The sequence below is a fragment of the Pseudomonas sp. NPDC096925 genome (assembly GCF_044762545.1).
In the GTDB taxonomy this organism is placed as follows: domain Bacteria; phylum Pseudomonadota; class Gammaproteobacteria; order Pseudomonadales; family Pseudomonadaceae; genus Aquipseudomonas.
This window is the reverse complement of record NZ_JBIWEM010000001.1, coordinates 145681-160812: the sequence shown is the minus strand read 5'-3', so window position 1 is coordinate 160812 and position 15132 is coordinate 145681. Positions and strand designations below refer to the sequence as shown.

General features: G+C 57.4%; 16 protein-coding genes, 1 tRNA gene and 1 pseudogene. 11 read left to right on the top strand and 7 right to left on the bottom strand.

The window, feature by feature from the left end; all coding sequences use genetic code 11:
* Window positions 1–4 precede the first annotated feature (4 nt).
* The 10 genes from lolB (at window position 5) to ACIQYU_RS00765 (ending at window position 7855) form a co-directional block, all read left to right on the top strand.
* Window positions 5–622, top strand: a complete 618-nt coding sequence (gene lolB, locus ACIQYU_RS00810; protein ID WP_207832423.1) for a lipoprotein insertase outer membrane protein LolB — start codon at window positions 5–7, stop codon at window positions 620–622.
* Window positions 623–625: 3 nt separating this feature from the next.
* Window positions 626–1486, top strand: a complete 861-nt coding sequence (gene ispE, locus ACIQYU_RS00805; RefSeq protein WP_207832422.1) for a 4-(cytidine 5'-diphospho)-2-C-methyl-D-erythritol kinase — start codon at window positions 626–628, stop codon at window positions 1484–1486.
* A 20-nt stretch (window positions 1487–1506) separates the two neighbouring features.
* Window positions 1507–1581, top strand: a tRNA-Gln gene (locus ACIQYU_RS00800).
* A 47-nt stretch (window positions 1582–1628) separates the two neighbouring features.
* Entirely contained in the window at window positions 1629–2570 is a 942-nt protein-coding gene (locus tag ACIQYU_RS00795) for a ribose-phosphate pyrophosphokinase (protein WP_016391678.1), read from the top strand.
* A gap of 121 nt (window positions 2571–2691) precedes the next feature.
* On the top strand, window positions 2692–3285 hold the full coding sequence (locus tag ACIQYU_RS00790) for a 50S ribosomal protein L25/general stress protein Ctc (RefSeq protein ID WP_087502895.1): 594 nt from the start codon (window positions 2692–2694) through the stop codon (window positions 3283–3285).
* Window positions 3286–3364: 79 nt separating this feature from the next.
* Window positions 3365–3949 (top strand): aminoacyl-tRNA hydrolase, encoded by a 585-nt coding sequence (gene pth / locus ACIQYU_RS00785; protein ID WP_008099045.1) that lies wholly within the window; start codon window positions 3365–3367, stop codon window positions 3947–3949.
* A gap of 23 nt (window positions 3950–3972) precedes the next feature.
* Window positions 3973–5073, top strand: a complete 1101-nt coding sequence (gene ychF / locus ACIQYU_RS00780; RefSeq protein WP_063911218.1) for a redox-regulated ATPase YchF — start codon at window positions 3973–3975, stop codon at window positions 5071–5073.
* A gap of 886 nt (window positions 5074–5959) precedes the next feature.
* Window positions 5960–6604 carry a hydrolase gene (locus ACIQYU_RS00775; protein WP_207832420.1) on the top strand — a complete coding sequence of 215 codons (645 nt, stop codon included), beginning with the start codon at window positions 5960–5962 and terminating at the stop codon, window positions 6602–6604.
* Window positions 6605–6721: 117 nt separating this feature from the next.
* Window positions 6722–7345 (top strand): DedA family protein, encoded by a 624-nt coding sequence (locus tag ACIQYU_RS00770; protein ID WP_233688383.1) that lies wholly within the window; start codon window positions 6722–6724, stop codon window positions 7343–7345.
* A 69-nt stretch (window positions 7346–7414) separates the two neighbouring features.
* Window positions 7415–7855 (top strand): DoxX family protein, encoded by a 441-nt coding sequence (locus ACIQYU_RS00765; protein ID WP_207832416.1) that lies wholly within the window; start codon window positions 7415–7417, stop codon window positions 7853–7855.
* A 39-nt stretch (window positions 7856–7894) separates the two neighbouring features.
* On the opposite strand, the gene ACIQYU_RS00760 is transcribed toward ACIQYU_RS00765, so the two are convergent.
* From ACIQYU_RS00760 to ACIQYU_RS00750, 3 genes are all read right to left on the bottom strand, one after another.
* On the bottom strand, window positions 7895–8800 hold the full coding sequence (locus ACIQYU_RS00760; protein WP_233688384.1) for a LysR family transcriptional regulator: 906 nt from the start codon (window positions 8798–8800) through the stop codon (window positions 7895–7897).
* 290 nt (window positions 8801–9090) lie between these two features.
* Entirely contained in the window at window positions 9091–10071 is a 981-nt protein-coding gene (locus ACIQYU_RS00755; protein WP_207832412.1) for an MBL fold metallo-hydrolase, read from the bottom strand.
* 101 nt (window positions 10072–10172) lie between these two features.
* Window positions 10173–10532: a response regulator transcription factor gene (locus ACIQYU_RS00750; RefSeq protein ID WP_233688385.1), complete on the bottom strand. Its 360-nt coding sequence runs from the start codon at window positions 10530–10532 to the stop codon at window positions 10173–10175.
* A gap of 57 nt (window positions 10533–10589) precedes the next feature.
* Between ACIQYU_RS00750 and ACIQYU_RS00745 the strand changes: the two are divergent.
* Window positions 10590–10876 (top strand): annotated as a pseudogene (locus ACIQYU_RS00745) (AraC family transcriptional regulator); the annotation flags it as partial.
* Window positions 10877–10915: 39 nt separating this feature from the next.
* On the opposite strand, the gene ACIQYU_RS00740 reads toward ACIQYU_RS00745, so the two are convergent.
* The 4 genes from ACIQYU_RS00740 to ACIQYU_RS00725 all read right to left on the bottom strand — a co-directional run bounded on the left by ACIQYU_RS00740 (window position 10916) and on the right by ACIQYU_RS00725 (window position 14962).
* The gene (locus tag ACIQYU_RS00740; protein WP_402797793.1) at window positions 10916–11560 is read right to left on the bottom strand and encodes a hydrolase; all 645 of its coding nucleotides are present in this window, start codon (window positions 11558–11560) and stop codon (window positions 10916–10918) included.
* Window positions 11561–11726: 166 nt separating this feature from the next.
* Window positions 11727–12335, bottom strand: coding sequence for a DsbA family protein (locus ACIQYU_RS00735; RefSeq protein WP_207832408.1), 609 nt, complete (start codon window positions 12333–12335; stop codon window positions 11727–11729).
* A gap of 95 nt (window positions 12336–12430) precedes the next feature.
* Entirely contained in the window at window positions 12431–13333 is a 903-nt protein-coding gene (locus ACIQYU_RS00730) for a LysR family transcriptional regulator (protein WP_207832406.1), read from the bottom strand.
* 414 nt (window positions 13334–13747) lie between these two features.
* On the bottom strand, window positions 13748–14962 hold the full coding sequence (locus ACIQYU_RS00725; protein ID WP_233688075.1) for an MFS transporter: 1215 nt from the start codon (window positions 14960–14962) through the stop codon (window positions 13748–13750).
* Window positions 14963–15132: the final 170 nt, after the last annotated feature.

The window sequence follows — 15132 nt, the reverse complement described above, 5'->3', positions numbered from 1 at the left end:
CGCCATGTTCCTGCGCCATTGCATTACCTTCACCCTGATCGCCCTGCTGGCCGGCTGTGCCGGCTTCGGTAGCCGCGAGGCCCTGCAGGGCCACGGCAACCCGCAGCAGTGGCGCGCCCATAAAGAGCAGCTGAGCAGCCTCGATGGCTGGCAGATCAACGGCAAGGTCGGCATCCGTGCCCCACGCGACTCCGGTAGCGGCACGCTGTTCTGGCTGCAACGCCAGGACTACTACGACATTCGCCTGGCCGGCCCGCTGGGCCGTGGCGCCGCACGTCTGACCGGGCGCCCCGGCGGCGTGGTGCTGGAAGTGGCCAACCAGGGCCGCTACGAGGCCCCCAGCCCCGAAGCCCTGCTGGAAGAACAGCTGGGCTGGCAGCTGCCGGTCTCGCACCTGGTCTGGTGGGTACGCGGCCTGCCCGCCCCCGACAGCAAGAGCAAGCTGACCCTGGACAGCGACAGCCGCCTGGCCAGCCTCGACCAGGATGGCTGGCAGGTGCAGTACCTGAGCTACACCGAACAGAACGGCTACTGGCTGCCCGAGCGCCTCAAGCTGCACGGCAAGGACATCGACGTGACCCTGGTGGTCAAGGACTGGCAGCCGCGCCAGCTGGGACACTGATACATGCAAACCCTTACCCTGCCCGCCCCGGCCAAGCTCAACCTGTGGCTGCACATCATCGGCCGCCGCGCCGACGGCTATCACGAGCTGGAAACCGTGTTCCAGTTTCTCGATCACGGCGACGAACTGCACTTTGCCTTGCGTGACGACGGCGTGATCCGCCTGCATACCGAGATCGAGGCGGTACCGCACGACAGCAACCTGATCGTGCGTGCCGCGCGCAAGCTGCAGGAGCAATCCGGCACGACGTTGGGCGCCGACATCTGGCTGAGCAAGGTGCTGCCCATGGGCGGTGGCATCGGCGGCGGCAGCTCGGATGCCGCCACTACCCTGTTGGCCCTCACCCACCTGTGGCAACTGGACTGGGACGAAGACCGCCTGGCCGCACTGGGCCTGAGCCTGGGCGCCGACGTACCGGTATTCGTGCGCGGCCACGCGGCATTCGCCCAGGGCGTGGGTGAACAACTGACCCCGGTCGACCCGGAGGAGCCGTGGTATGTCGTGCTGGTGCCGCAAGTGTCTGTCAGCACAGTAGAAATTTTTTCACATCCACAGTTGACACGTGATTCGCTCCCCCTTAAGATGCGCCCCGTTCCCGAGGGAAACAGTCGAAATGACTGCCAACCGGTGGTAGAGCAGAGTTACCCGGAAGTTCGCAATGCGTTGAATTCACTGGGCAAATTCACTGAGGCTCGATTAACCGGTACTGGAAGTTGTGTGTTTGGGGCCTTCCCAAGCAAAGCCGAAGCTGATAAAGTTCTGGCCCTTCTTTCAGCGACCCAAACAGGGTTTGTGGCGAAAGGAAGCAACGTTTCGATGTTGCATCGCAAGCTGCAAAGTCTGGTCAAGAAGTCGAGCGCATAAGCGTTCGCAGCAACAGATACAGGGGCGTCGCCAAGCGGTAAGGCAGCAGGTTTTGATCCTGCCATGCGTTGGTTCGAATCCAGCCGCCCCTGCCATTTTCCTTATACTCATCCAGGTTACCCTCAGCCTTCAGGTACTGCGCGTGTCCAAGATGATGGTCTTTACGGGGAATGCCAACCCCGATCTGGCTCGGCGTGTAGTACGTCAGCTGCATATCCCTCTCGGTGATGTCTCTGTCGGTAAGTTCTCCGACGGCGAGATCAGTGCCGAGATCAATGAAAACGTTCGTGGTAAAGACGTCTTCATTATTCAGCCGACCTGTGCCCCGACCAACGATAACCTGATGGAACTGGTAGTGATGGCCGACGCCTTCCGCCGCTCCTCAGCATCCCGAATCACCGCCGTGATTCCTTACTTCGGATACGCCCGCCAGGACCGCCGTCCGCGTTCGGCACGTGTAGCCATCAGCGCCAAAGTCGTCGCTGACATGCTCACTGTCGTCGGTATCGACCGTGTACTCACCGTCGACCTGCACGCTGACCAGATCCAGGGTTTCTTCGATATCCCGGTCGACAACATCTACGGCTCGCCCGTACTGGTCGACGATATCGAAGACCAGCGTTTCGAGAACCTGATGATCGTCTCCCCGGACATCGGTGGTGTCGTGCGCGCACGTGCCGTCGCCAAGTCCCTGGGCGTCGACCTGGGTATCATCGACAAGCGCCGCGAGAAGGCTAACCACTCCGAGGTCATGCACATCATCGGCGACGTCGAAGGGCGCACCTGCATCCTGGTAGACGACATGGTCGACACCGCCGGCACCCTGTGCCACGCGGCCAAAGCCCTGAAAGAACACGGCGCTGCCAAGGTTTACGCCTACTGCACGCACCCTGTCCTGTCGGGCCGCGCGATCGAGAACATCGAGAAGTCGGTACTGGACGAGCTGGTGGTGACCAACACCGTTCCGCTGTCCGCCGCTGCTCAAGCCTGTGACCGTATCCGCCAGCTGGATATCGCACCGGTTGTCGCTGAAGCGGTCCGCCGCATCAGCAACGAAGAATCGATCAGCGCGATGTTCCGCTAAGCGGAACACACGCTGACGAAAAGCGCCCCGCCCCAACACTGGTTGTTGGGGCGGGGCTTTTTTGCCATCCCCGTTGGCGCTGGTCGCAAACGCCCTCGGGGGGCTATTTTGGAGAAACAAAATGACCGAATTCACTCTGAACGCCCAAGCGCGTACTGACCTGGGGAAAGGTGCGAGCCGCCGCCTGCGTCACTCCGCCAACATCCCAGCCGTTGTCTACGGTGGTAACCAGGACGCCCAGTCCCTGACCATCCTGGCCAAGGAAATCACCAAGCTGTTCGAAAACGAGGCTGCCTTCAGCCACGTTCTGGAACTGAACGTCGACGGCGCCAAGCAAAACGTCGTGGTCAAGGCCCTGCAGCGTCACCCGGCCAAAGGCTTCATCATGCACGCCGACTTCGTTCGCGTCGTTGCTGGCCAGAAACTGACCGCCAAGGTACCGGTTCACTTCGTCAACGAAGAAGCCCCGGTCAAGAAAGGCGGCGAGATCTCCCACGTAGAAGCCGAGATCGAAGTTTCCTGCGAAGCCAAAGACCTGCCTGAGTTCATCGAAGTTGACCTGGCCAACGCTGAAATCGGCACCATCATCCACCTGTCGGACCTGAAAGCTCCGAAAGGCGTAGAGTTCGTAGCTCTGGCCCACGGTGATGACAAAGCTGTTGCCAACGTTCACGCTCCACGCGTTGCTCCAGAAGCAGAAGGCGCTGCCGAGTAATCCACTCGCGCGCCGGCGTTGATCGGGTTACAGTGCCGCGCGCCCTGTAACCCACCAACTCCAAGGAAGAGCCCCTGACGTGACCGCCATCCAGTTGATCGTCGGCCTGGGTAACCCCGGCCCCGAATACGAACAGACCCGGCATAACGCAGGGGCTCTTTTCGTTGAACGCATTGCCAGCGCCCAGCGCGTCTCGTTGACCGCTGACCGCAAATATTTCGGCCTGACGGCTAAATTCAGCCATCAGGGCAACGACGTTCGTCTGCTCATCCCCACCACCTACATGAACCGTAGCGGCCAGTCCGTGGCGGCCTTGGCCAATTTCTTCCGCATCAAGCCGGAAGCGATCCTGGTGGCGCATGACGAACTCGACCTGCCCCCGGGCGTCGCCAAGCTCAAGCGCGGCGGTGGCCATGGTGGGCACAACGGCCTGCGCGACATCATCGCGCAGCTCGGCAACCAGAACGACTTCCACCGCCTGCGGCTTGGCATCGGCCACCCGGGCGACGCCAAACTGGTCTCCAACTTCGTCCTGGGCCGCGCGCCGCGCGCCGAGCAGGAGAAGCTCGACGCCAGCATCGATTTTGCCCTCGGCGTGCTGCCGGACGTGCTTGCCGGCGACTTCGCCAAAGCGATGCGCGAGCTGCACAGCCAGAAGGCCTGATTTCCTTAGAGAGGGGAATACCCATGGGTTTCAATTGCGGCATCGTCGGCCTGCCCAACGTCGGCAAGTCCACCCTGTTCAACGCCCTGACCAAGTCTGGCATCGCGGCGGAGAACTTCCCTTTCTGCACCATCGAGCCAAACAGCGGCATCGTGCCAATGCCCGATGCGCGCCTGAATGCGCTGGCTGAAATCGTCAAGCCAAACCGCATCCTGCCGACCACCATGGAATTCGTCGACATCGCCGGCCTGGTGGCTGGTGCTTCGAAAGGCGAAGGCCTGGGCAACAAGTTCCTCGCCAACATCCGCGAGACCGACGCCATTGCCCACGTGGTGCGCTGCTTCGAAGACGAGAACGTGATCCACGTTTCCAACAGCGTCGACCCCAAGCGTGACATCGAGATCATCGACCTCGAACTGATCTTCGCCGACCTCGACAGCTGCGAGAAGCAGTTGCAGAAGGTTGCCCGCAACGCCAAGGGCGGCGACAAGGACGCCCTGGCGCAGAAGGCCATCCTCGAGCAGCTGATCCCGCACTTCACCGAAGGCAAGCCTGCACGCAGCCTGATGAAGAACATGAGCGCCGAAGACAAGGCGGTCATCCGCGGCTTCCACCTGCTGACCAGCAAGCCGGTGATGTATATCGCCAACGTGGCCGAAGACGGCTTCGACAACAACCCGCACCTGGACGTGGTCAAGGCCATTGCCGAGGAAGAAGGCGCGGTGGTGGTGCCGGTGTGCAACAAGATCGAAGCGGAAATCGCCGAGCTGGAAGACGGTGAAGAGAAGGACATGTTCCTTGAGGCCCTGGGCCTGGAAGAGCCTGGCCTGAACCGCGTGATCCGCGCCGGTTACGAACTGCTGAACCTGCAAACCTACTTCACTGCCGGCGTGCAGGAAGTACGTGCCTGGACCGTACGCGTCGGTGCCACCGCACCACAAGCCGCTGGCGTGATCCACACCGACTTCGAAAAAGGCTTCATCCGCGCTGAAGTGGTGGCCTATGACGACTTCATCCAGTTCAAGGGTGAGAGCGGTGCCAAGGAAGCCGGTAAATGGCGCTTGGAAGGCAAGGATTACATCGTCAAGGACGGCGATGTGATGCACTTCCGCTTCAACGTATAGTGAGTGCTCATTGGCAGCCAACCATCATGTGCCAACCTATGGACACGATGGTTGGCTGTCAATCTGTAAAGTGCTAGCTCGAGCTCATCTCGGGCAGCTCTTTAGAGGAGGCTCATATGGCTTGTCTGGAATACGTTCACCTTTCTCCTGTCTCCTCCACCACCTCCTGTGGTCCCTCCTCCTTTACCCCCCCATCTACGCCTACCTGACATCAAACACCTTCCGCAAATTTTCTGGGATACGGGTGCGAGCTGGTCAGAGGTGAATCTGTGGACGTTAGACAAAATCCAGACTCAGCATCGAGATGTTAAAACGGTAAACGCTCTCCTTAAACACCTTCACGCCTATGCCTCTCACCTGGAAAGTTCAGGCTTAGACTGGCGCCATTTTCCAGTTCGAATCTCAAACAGATCGGTCTATAAGTATCGAGGCGAGCTTGTTGCGTGCATGAAAGGCCTTGCAGACATTGGCGGAAAATGCCGTCGGTAACCAGCCCAATGTGGTAATCCAAGTGGTAATGCCTGGCAAATCGGAAACTCGAACACTCCGCCTCGCTCAGGACCAACCCTGACAGAGTGCGGATGTAATGAATTTCGGATGTTTGCATCGAGTCGGGACCACGGGTGGAGGTGGGCTGAGTCAGCGTGCCAGATTCACCCGTCCGTTCATTAGAAGCATTAAAAGGCACTATCCGGATGGATAGTGTCTGCGTAAGCGAGCAGCTTAATTGTCCCCAAAATAGGAACAATCATTCCCGTTTAAGCCTAATTGTCTTGAAATAGACCCTTCGTCAGAATGGCATCCATACCGCAGACAACGCCACCGGCACAGCGCGGTGACCCATTTAAAACCCATGGCTTTCAACCATTCTGAAGAGATCACGACCATGTCCAAACGCGAACTGCTGAACCCAACCAACTCCGCTCTGATCCTGATCGACCACCAGCCGCAGATGGCTTTCGGTGTCCAGTCGATCGACCGTCAGACCCTGAAGAACAACACCGTTGGCCTGGCCAAGGCCGCCAGGATCTTCAACGTGCCGACCATCTACACCTCGGTCGAAACCGAAAGCTTCAGCGGTTACATCTGGCCCGAACTGCTGGCAGTGAACCCGGGCGCCAAGCCGATCGAGCGCACCTCGATGAACAGCTGGGAAGACGCCAAGCTGGTTGAAGCCGTGAAGGCCACCGGCCGCAAGAAGCTGGTCATGGCCGCGCTGTGGACCGAGGTCTGCCTGACCTTCCCGGCTCTGGAAGCCATGGAAGCCGGCTACGAGGTGTACATCGTCACCGACGCCTCGGGTGGCACCACTCAGGAAGCACACGACATGTCGGTGCAGCGCATGATTCAGGCCGGTGCGATTCCGGTGACCTGGCAGCAGGTTCTGCTGGAATACCAGCGTGACTGGGCACACAAGGACACCTACCAGGCGGTCATGGACCTGGTCGTGGAACACAGCGGTGCCTACGGCATGGGCGTTGATTACGCCTACACCATGGTGCACAAAGCCCCCCAACGTAAGGTGTCCTGACCGTTAGCCGTGAAACCAGCCGCTTGAGGCTATATCTCAAGCGGCTGGTTTCGCGCTGACTCGTCGCACCCTGCGTTCAGCGATCCGACGGTAGTCGAGCCCAGAAGAGGTGCCGCCATGAGTCCAATTGAGAGCTTCGCAGTCAATCACCCATTGTCGCTGCTCGCATTGAATGTGTTTGGCGACCAGATTGGATTACCAATCCCGTCCTACCCTTCACTCGTGCTTGCAGGCGCGTTCGCTAGCGAGCACGGCGCGCCCGATCCTGCCTTGGTCATCGCCATGGCTGTGGTTGTGTGCTTGGTGGCGGACAGTATCTGGTACTGGATGGGCAGCCGTTTCGGCGAAGTCCTCACCAGACGAATCTGTCGGGGTTCTCCCAAGATGGGGGCGGCCTTCGCTCAAGGCAGGAAGGCTTACCTGAGGTATGGACCGGTAGTCTTAGTCTTCGCCAAATTCGTACCTGGCGCAGGCGCCGTCTCAACGTTGTTGGCCGGCCAAATGGCTATGCCCAAATCGCACTTCGTCGCCTACAGCATTCTCGGCTCGCTCCTTTGGTGCAGTAGCGCTCTGGCCCTCGGCGCAGGCTTTGGTCGGCCAATCTTGTATGCCTTTGACAGCTTAAAAGACTACCTGCTGCTGGGTCTGGCCGCAGTGGGAATTGGTGGGCTCACCCTCATGGTCTTCAGAGCAGCACTTTCTGCTTTGAAACATGCGATGCGAAGCCCGGTTACGAAATAGCTCGCGGCAATCGCACCATTTTTAACGGTGATCCAAGGCGTCATCGTCACGATAGGAGGTTTATTCTCAATGTCTAAGTCTGAATTCCCGCAGAAAGAGAGCCCCCTCGCAGGTATCTCGGTGCCACTGGGACTACTTTTTTTTCGCGTCTCTGCCGCGCTTTTGCTTCTGCAGATCCACGGGTTGCCCAAGCTGCTGAACTGGAGCACAGAGCTACAGCGTATCGAGGATCCGTTTGGCCTAGGTCCGACGTTGACGTTGGCCATGGCAGTCTTCGCTGAAGTTCTCTGCCCCATCTTGCTCATACTCGGCATATTTGCACGCCTTGCTTGCCTCCCGGTCTTGGCCGTCCTCGGTGTTGCCCTATTAGTAGTGCATCCGGAATGGACGTTGGAGGAAGCACAATTCGCCTGGTTGTTCGCTGTATTGTTTGCCGGTTTGGCTATCACCGGGCCAGGCGCCTGGGTTTTCAAGGCACCGGCCTTTACTCCGAAACCCAAGGTTGTGTGACCCTCAGGTGCAACCCTCTTTGCGTCACAAGAATCATACCTAAGATACCGCTGCAGTCTCCGGAATCCGGAGCTCAGCGGCGAGAAAGTCCAGGAAGGCCCGTGTCTTGAGCGGGACCCTTCGAGCTGTGGGATAAACCGCATGAATTGAAATGGGCGGGGCCTCCCAATCTTTCAGCACCTGAACCAACCTCCCCTCGGCCAACGCCTTGTCCACGATAAACAATGGCAACAAGGCAATACCCATGTCCGCCTCTGCACCCTGCGCAAGCAAATCGCCATTGTTGGCGTGCAGCGGTCCGGTCACGTGAACACGCTGGATTTCTTTTCCGTTGCTCAGTTGCAAGCTAGCGCCGCTCTGCAGATACCCATAATTGAGGCATTTGTGACAGGCCAGGTCCTTAGGCGTTTCAGGAAAGCCGTGCTGAGCCAAATAACCTGGAGAAGCAACCAGGACCCTCGGTGCGGGAGAGAGATGCTTGGCTACTAGCGAGGAGTCAGCAAGACTCGCGATGCGGATCGTGACGTCGAAGCCGCCCTTGATAGGATCGACCTGCTGATCACTCAGAACAAGCTGCAGTTCTACTTTCGGATACAGCGCATGAAATTGAGGGAGCAGCGGACCCAGACGGCATAGACCGAAGGACATCGGAGCGTTTACTCGTAATACGCCTTGGACTTGCGCCAATCCACTCCGTGCTCGTTGCTCCGCCTCATCCAACGAAGCCACCACTTCTCGACACGCTTCGTAGTATTCGCAGCCTGCTTCTGTCAGGTGCAGGCTGCGGGTCGTGCGATGCAGCAGCTGTACTCCAAGCGCTTCTTCCAGCGCCTGGATTTGTTTACTCACCTTAGAGCGCGGTACATGCAGAATCCTCGCCGCCGCCGTGAATCCGCTGGCGTCAACGGTGGCTATGAAGGTCCGCATGCATTCAAATCGGTCCACTTGATTGTCCCTTTTTTTAAACCAAAAGTTCTTGCTTTTGCCTGATTGCCCCTATCCGATATGCACTTCAGAATGGCATCCATACCGCAGACAACGCCACCGGCACAGCACGGTGATCCGTTTAAAACCCATAGCTTTCAACCATCCTGTCCTGATTCATCCGACAATATCCCCATCCGAGCCCGTGCAGTGATGCACGGGCTTTTCGCGCGTGGAGACATGCGGCGACACAAAACTGCCCGACTCACTTGCGAGATGTGCCCTGGCCGACAGGCATCAGCCGATCTGGACTACTTGAGCAGCGGGACTTCAGCGGCACGTTGATAAGGTCCAAACAAAGCAGGTACCCAACGATATGCTTGGCCATTCATAGTCAAATGGCCGATGCCTGGAAACGGCAGATGCGCTGCTGCAAGCCATTCGCCCCGCTTGGCCAGATCGTTGAATTCCTCTTTGCGGGAAGCAATCGCTTGTTCAGGTTTTGTGTCGAAGTGAATAGAAACTTCGGGATGATCGAACTGCACCGCAGCACTGTGGATCAGGTCACCAATGAAAACGATGGCTTTGCCACCCGATTCGAACCGGTAAGTCACGCTGCCGGGTGTATGGCCAGCTCTGGCTATGACTTCCACCTCACGAATAGGCGGCTGAGGCGGGGTGAATGTCTTGAAGCGGCCAGCGTCACGGTATGGCTTGAGCGAATTGACTGCGATGTCAAAGTACTCTTTGCCACCTGCCGGCGCTTTGGCTTTCTCTTGCGGGCTCAACCAATAATCCGCCTCAGCTTTGGTGGCGTAGACCTGGGCATTCGGGAACAGGGCTTTACCCGATTCGGTCACCAAACCGCAGACGTGATCCAAATGCATGTGGGTGAGGAGGACGGTATCGATTTGCTCTGGCTTGTAACCAGAGGTGCGAAGGTTCGACTCCAGCGATCCGGCCGTCTGAGGTAGGCAATGCCCAGCACCGCTATCTACCAGCACAAGGTGCTTACCGGTATTCACGACAAAGGCGTTGAACGAGGTCTGCATACGCTCGGGGTCAACGGCATTCTCTACCAGTTGCTGACGGATTTTTTCAGGGGCAAGTCCTTCCAACAGGCTCGGCCCCAGATCGTTGTATCCGTCGAAGAGTGCGGTGACCTCGTAATCACCCACTGCCAGGCGGAAGTAACCTGGCACTTGGGTATGAATGGGCGCAGGCGGCTGTGCCCACGAGACATTCGCGCTCAATAGCGCAGCAGAAACGAGAAGGATTCGGAGGCTAGACATTTCAGGCTCTCAGAGAAAGGGTGAGCCTAGAGAGTATTTAGCCAGCTGCCAGAACTCTTGAAAAACTGTGCTCCGAAGCCGCGCTCAAAGGAGTTTGGTACTCACTGATCAGAACCTTGAGTCGCCTCGTCGACCGCTTCGAGCAAGGCTTCTTCCGTGAACGGTTTTGAAAGGCATGCAATCGCACCATGGTACATCGCCCCTGATAGAGCACTATCGTCCCAATGAGCTGACATGCAGATAACCGGCAAGCGGCTTTGCAGCCGGCACAGCTCTTTCTGCACATCCGCACCCGACAGGCCTTTCATTTTGAGGTCGAGCAAGGCACAACCGGCCTTCAAAGCAGGTGGCGAGGCAAGGAAGTCCTCCCCTGACGCGAATGCCAGGGTATCAAATCCTGCTGAGCGCAATAGGTTCGAGAGGCTCTTTCGCACAGATGAATCGTCATCGACAATGCATATGACGACTGCATCCGACGGATCAGGACTGAGTGCTTTGCACTCAGGATATCTATTCATGCAGTTCCTGATCCTAAGGTCGAAGCAGAGCAGATCTTTGTGATGGATCGCAATCTTGTGACCAGCAGCGGTATCACCGCTGAAATCGACATGGCGCTAGCGATCGTTGCAGAGGATCACGGCAAAGAATTAGCCCTGGAAGTGGCGAAGGTGCTGCTGGTCGTTGGCCACTCAAAACCATCGCCTCGCGATGCGGTTTTTGCAGTGCTCGCTACATGCGCAAGGTGTTCTGCGAGCGTATCGGAGTGACCCCAAGCCAGTATCGACAGCAGTTTGGATCACAATGAAAAGAACCCGCAGTGTGCGGGTTCCTTTCATTAAAGGGCTCAGCCCAGGGTTCGCTGTGGCGCCTTGTGCACCATGGTGTAGGCGTAATCAACGCCCATGCCGTAGGCACCGCTGTGTTCCACGACCAGGTCCATGACCGCCTGGTAGGTGTCCTTGTGTGCCCAGTCACGCTGGTACTCCAGCAGAACCTGCTGCCAGGTCACCGGAATCGCACCGGCCTGAATCATGCGCTGCACCGACATGTCGTGTGCTTCCTGAGTGGTGCCACCCGAGGCGTCGGTGACGATGTACACCTCGTAGCCGGCTTCCATGGCTTCCAGAGCCGGGAACGTCAGGCAGACCTCGGTCCACAGCGCGGCCATGACCAGCTTCTTGCGGCCGGTGGCCTTCACGGCTTCAACCAGCTTGGCGTCTTCCCAACTGTTCATCGAGGTGCGCTCGATCGGCTTGGCGTCCGGGTTCACTGCCAGCAGTTCGGGCCAGATGTAGCCGCTGAAGCTTTCGGTTTCGACCGAGGTGTAGATGGTCGGCACGTTGAAGATCCTGGCAGCCTTGGCCAGGCCAACGGTGTTGTTCTTCAGGGTCTGACGGTCGATCGACTGGACACCGAAAGCCATCTGCGGCTGGTGGTCGATCAGGATCAGAGCGGAGTTGATTGGGTTCAGCAGTTCGCGTTTGGACATGGTCGTGATCTCTTCAGAATGGTTGAAAGCCATGGGTTTTAAATGGGTCACCGCGCTATGCCGGTGGCGTTGTCTGCGGTATGGGTGCCATTCTGTTTCGACCTAACCAAGTGCACAATTACAGCAATTTCGATTTCTCTGTTTCCAAAATGGAACCAGTGATTCGCTAGGCAAACATAGGTGCCAGAACACCTGGAGTCTGCGCGCCGAAGACAACAGTGCCGTTAATGCGAAAGGAAGGAATCACACGCCCGGCCCAACCTGCGACTGAGGTTTCGGTTTCCTGAAGCTCTCTACTAAACAAGTCACTAAGCAGGAAGGACTTAATGTCGCTAAAAGCCACTGCCTCCTGGCTCAGTAGCTTTTCCAGAACGGCATCATCACCGATGTTCTCACCGTAGCAATACAGAGCCTCGTACACTCGTTGCACGAATGCCTCGGCAGATCTCTCATTTCGCTGCAGCCACAGCACAGCAGCAAGGGCGGGACGGGTATCAGGAACGCTGCGGATTTGGCTAAAAGCAGGCTCCATGCCCAGCTTTTGCATCTCGGTCGTCACGAGAGACTGATGAATCAGAGCTTGTGTGCCGAAGCGGCGCTCCAAGAATTCAGCGTATGACATCCCTGCTGCTATCCGGCTCAGCGAAGACCGACACGGTTGGAAAGTAACGTCGAAAGCCTTTCCGGCCTGATTCATCGCCATTGCAAGCCGACGCACCCCAATCCAACCCCAGGGATCGAGAAAGTCAAACGCTAATATTGGTGAAGTATTCATGCTCGATACCCTGAAGGATTTATTCACCTTAAGGGTAAGGAGTTACTCAAGACAGCAGAAGTCCCGCGTCACGCAATAGAGCATTGCGTAAGCTGCTATGCAATATTCAGTAACTCTTTCATGAATTGCGCGAAGACCCGAATGCGGGTGGACTCGCGATTTATAGGCAGGTAAATAATATTGATAGAGGAATTCACGGACGTTGGATTCACCTCATACTCAGGCATCAAGCGGGTGAGCCGTCCATGCTGCACATCCTCTGCAACCAACCAATCAGCTAACAGCGCCACGCCCTGCCCAGCGACTGCCGCATGCCTGAGGATGTCGGCATTATTGCTTTGCATTCGGCCTTGTACCGCCACGGATACCGTCTCGTCTTCGACTTCAAAATGCCAGTCCCTCATGGGGCCTCCGTAATCGAAGCGCATGCACGAGTGATCCAATAAATCACCAGGTTGCGTTGGGGCGCCATGCTGTTCCAAGTAGGCAGGGCTAGCCACTAACCAACGCTGAAAATGACCAACCGTAGTGCAGATCACCTCTTCGCTGGAAACGGTTGAGCCGAGTCGGACCGTTAAATCTATCCGATCCTTGTACAGATCGACCATTTCATCGCTAAGGTTCAGGCTCACTTCCAGTTCAGGATGGGCAGCAAGAAACCGCCCAAGGTGCGGCGAAATCAGGCGCCGACCAAATTCCACTGGAACGCTAATCCGCAGCTTGCCTTTCGCTTCACTTCCCCTGTCGGTAACCATGCTATCTGCTGCAGCGAGAGCGTCGAGGATGGTGATGGCGTGATCGAAATAGGCCTGGCCGAGATCGGTCGGGCTGTTCTGGCGTGTGCTACGTGTAATGAGTGTAGTGCCAAGATCCGCCTCCAGAGCAGCGACCTGCCGTGCTACAGACGATGTTGCCACGCCTAGCTTTCGCGCTGCTGCAGAGTATCCTCCACAACGCACGGTCTCTACGAACATGCTCAACGCGAGAAACTTATCCATGTATTCGACTCAGCTGATGATCCATGAGGGGAAGCCATTGTCGCCACCGGTCAACGGGGCAGGCAATCTGGATCATAGCCACTTGCCTGGCTTCGAGATATGACAGGCGTGCTGTCGCAGGAGCACCTAAATTCAAGAATCGTGTTGCAGATGCCATTAGCATTGTTGAGGCAACTTAAGGCTTTTTGTTGCACTTGGAGGACAGAGGTGTGATCTCTCTTCGCTATGCTTTGTCGACCCTCCCACGGTTTCGAATCGATAGTGATGAATCCTGGGCTCCAAGCCTGACTGGGCAGATTCTTCCCCAATTTAAGGTCCGCCTGGTCAATCCGATACGTCCTCCCTTTGGGCCGCGACACCTAGTGCATTGATGCTTCAGGTGATCGCGGTTTTTTTTGCAGCTATGTGTTCAGATCAACGCTTACCGACGTGCTTCGCGAAGAAAATCACCAGTGCCAAGGTGGGGATCGCTGCGGCAGCGTAAGCGGTAATCGCCCAGCCAAAGCTCTCGTAGAGTGGGCTCGCGACCATCGAACCCAACGCACCACCGACAAAGATGCTGGTCATGAACACTGCGTTCAGCCGTGCACGGCTGTTGGGGTCCAGGGCATAGACTTCACGCTGGCCAAGGACCATGTTCATTTGCACGGCGAAATCCAGAGCGATCGCCGCAGCGACCAAGCCTAGGTAACCCAGCCCTGGGATCCCGGCGATGAGCAACGCAGCCGGTGCCATAACCAAGGCTACCAGTGTACTCGCGTGACCATGACCTGCATCAGCCAGACGGCCTGCGATCGGGGCTGCAATGGCGCCCACGGCCCCCACAAGAGCGAAGAGCGCTACACCGTTCTGGGTAAAGCCGTAGTGACGGATCAACTCGATCGGTACGACAGTCCAGAAGAAGCTGAAGCTTGCAAACAGTAACCCCTGATACAGAGAACGCTCACGAAGCACAGCATATTGCTTAGCCAGGCCGAAGACGGAACCAATCAAGCGGGCGTAGGTAGTGTGATGATTCGGAACGCGCTTAGGCAGTAGTGCCGCTACCAGGGCCGCGATAACGACCATCAGCACGGCGGCACTGAAGAACACGCCCCTCCAGCCCACATACTCCGACACCAGGCTTGAAACAGGGCGAGCCAGCAGGATTCCGAGCAACAGACCACTCATGATGTTGCCCACCACGCGGCCTCGACTGCTCTCAGGCGCCATGTGGGCGGCCAGCGGCACCAGGATCTGCACAGCGACAGAAGTAAGCCCGATCATCAGAGAGGCAATCAGGAACAGCGACGGCGAATCAGCGAAACCTGCTGCTGCGAGGAATGCGCCTACCACCAGGGTGAAGCCGATCACCAGACGCTTGTTTTCCATCAGGTCGGCCAGTGGAACCAAGAACAGCAGTCCAGCGGCATAGCCGAACTGGGTCAGCGAAACGATCAGGCTGGCATGTTCAGGCGAAAGGCCAATGCTTGGGGCAATAAGCTCAACGATGGGCTGTGCGTAGTAGAGGTTGGCGACTACGGCGCCACAGCAAAACGCGAGAAAGATGACCAACGCTTTAGATAGTGTCGGGACTGTATCGGCATGCACCGACGGTGAAGCAATTACATCAGGGCTGCTCGCTGACATGGCGACATCTCCGAATGGGTTGAGAAAGTTCAGGAGCAAGCCTATGCGTGAGGGACAGTCATGAGAATACGAACTTCCAGCAACGAAGTTATGCAAGTTGCGCAAAACTGGCAGCGTTGCGTGATGAGCAAAGCTTCGTTGCGTGAGGTACCTATACCCCTGTAAGTCGT

Bases quoted from the DNA above. Each gene is read 5' to 3' on its own strand.
- ACIQYU_RS00740 (WP_402797793.1), bottom strand. From the start codon at position 11,560: ATGTCCAAACGCGAACTGCTGAACCCAATCAACTCCGCTCTGATCCTG.
- ychF (WP_063911218.1), top strand. From the start codon at position 3,973: ATGGGTTTCAATTGCGGCATCGTCGGCCTGCCCAACGTCGGCAAGTCC.
- ACIQYU_RS00770 (WP_233688383.1), top strand. From the start codon at position 6,722: ATGAGTCCAATTGAGAGCTTCGCAGTCAATCACCCATTGTCGCTGCTC.
- ACIQYU_RS00725 (WP_233688075.1), bottom strand. From the start codon at position 14,962: ATGTCAGCGAGCAGCCCTGATGTAATTGCTTCACCGTCGGTGCATGCC.
- ACIQYU_RS00775 (WP_207832420.1), top strand. From the start codon at position 5,960: ATGTCCAAACGCGAACTGCTGAACCCAACCAACTCCGCTCTGATCCTG.
- lolB (WP_207832423.1), top strand. From the start codon at position 5: ATGTTCCTGCGCCATTGCATTACCTTCACCCTGATCGCCCTGCTGGCC.
- ispE (WP_207832422.1), top strand. From the start codon at position 626: ATGCAAACCCTTACCCTGCCCGCCCCGGCCAAGCTCAACCTGTGGCTG.
- ACIQYU_RS00790 (WP_087502895.1), top strand. From the start codon at position 2,692: ATGACCGAATTCACTCTGAACGCCCAAGCGCGTACTGACCTGGGGAAA.
- ACIQYU_RS00735 (WP_207832408.1), bottom strand. From the start codon at position 12,335: ATGAATACTTCACCAATATTAGCGTTTGACTTTCTCGATCCCTGGGGT.
- ACIQYU_RS00765 (WP_207832416.1), top strand. From the start codon at position 7,415: ATGTCTAAGTCTGAATTCCCGCAGAAAGAGAGCCCCCTCGCAGGTATC.
- ACIQYU_RS00755 (WP_207832412.1), bottom strand. From the start codon at position 10,071: ATGTCTAGCCTCCGAATCCTTCTCGTTTCTGCTGCGCTATTGAGCGCG.
- ACIQYU_RS00730 (WP_207832406.1), bottom strand. From the start codon at position 13,333: ATGGATAAGTTTCTCGCGTTGAGCATGTTCGTAGAGACCGTGCGTTGT.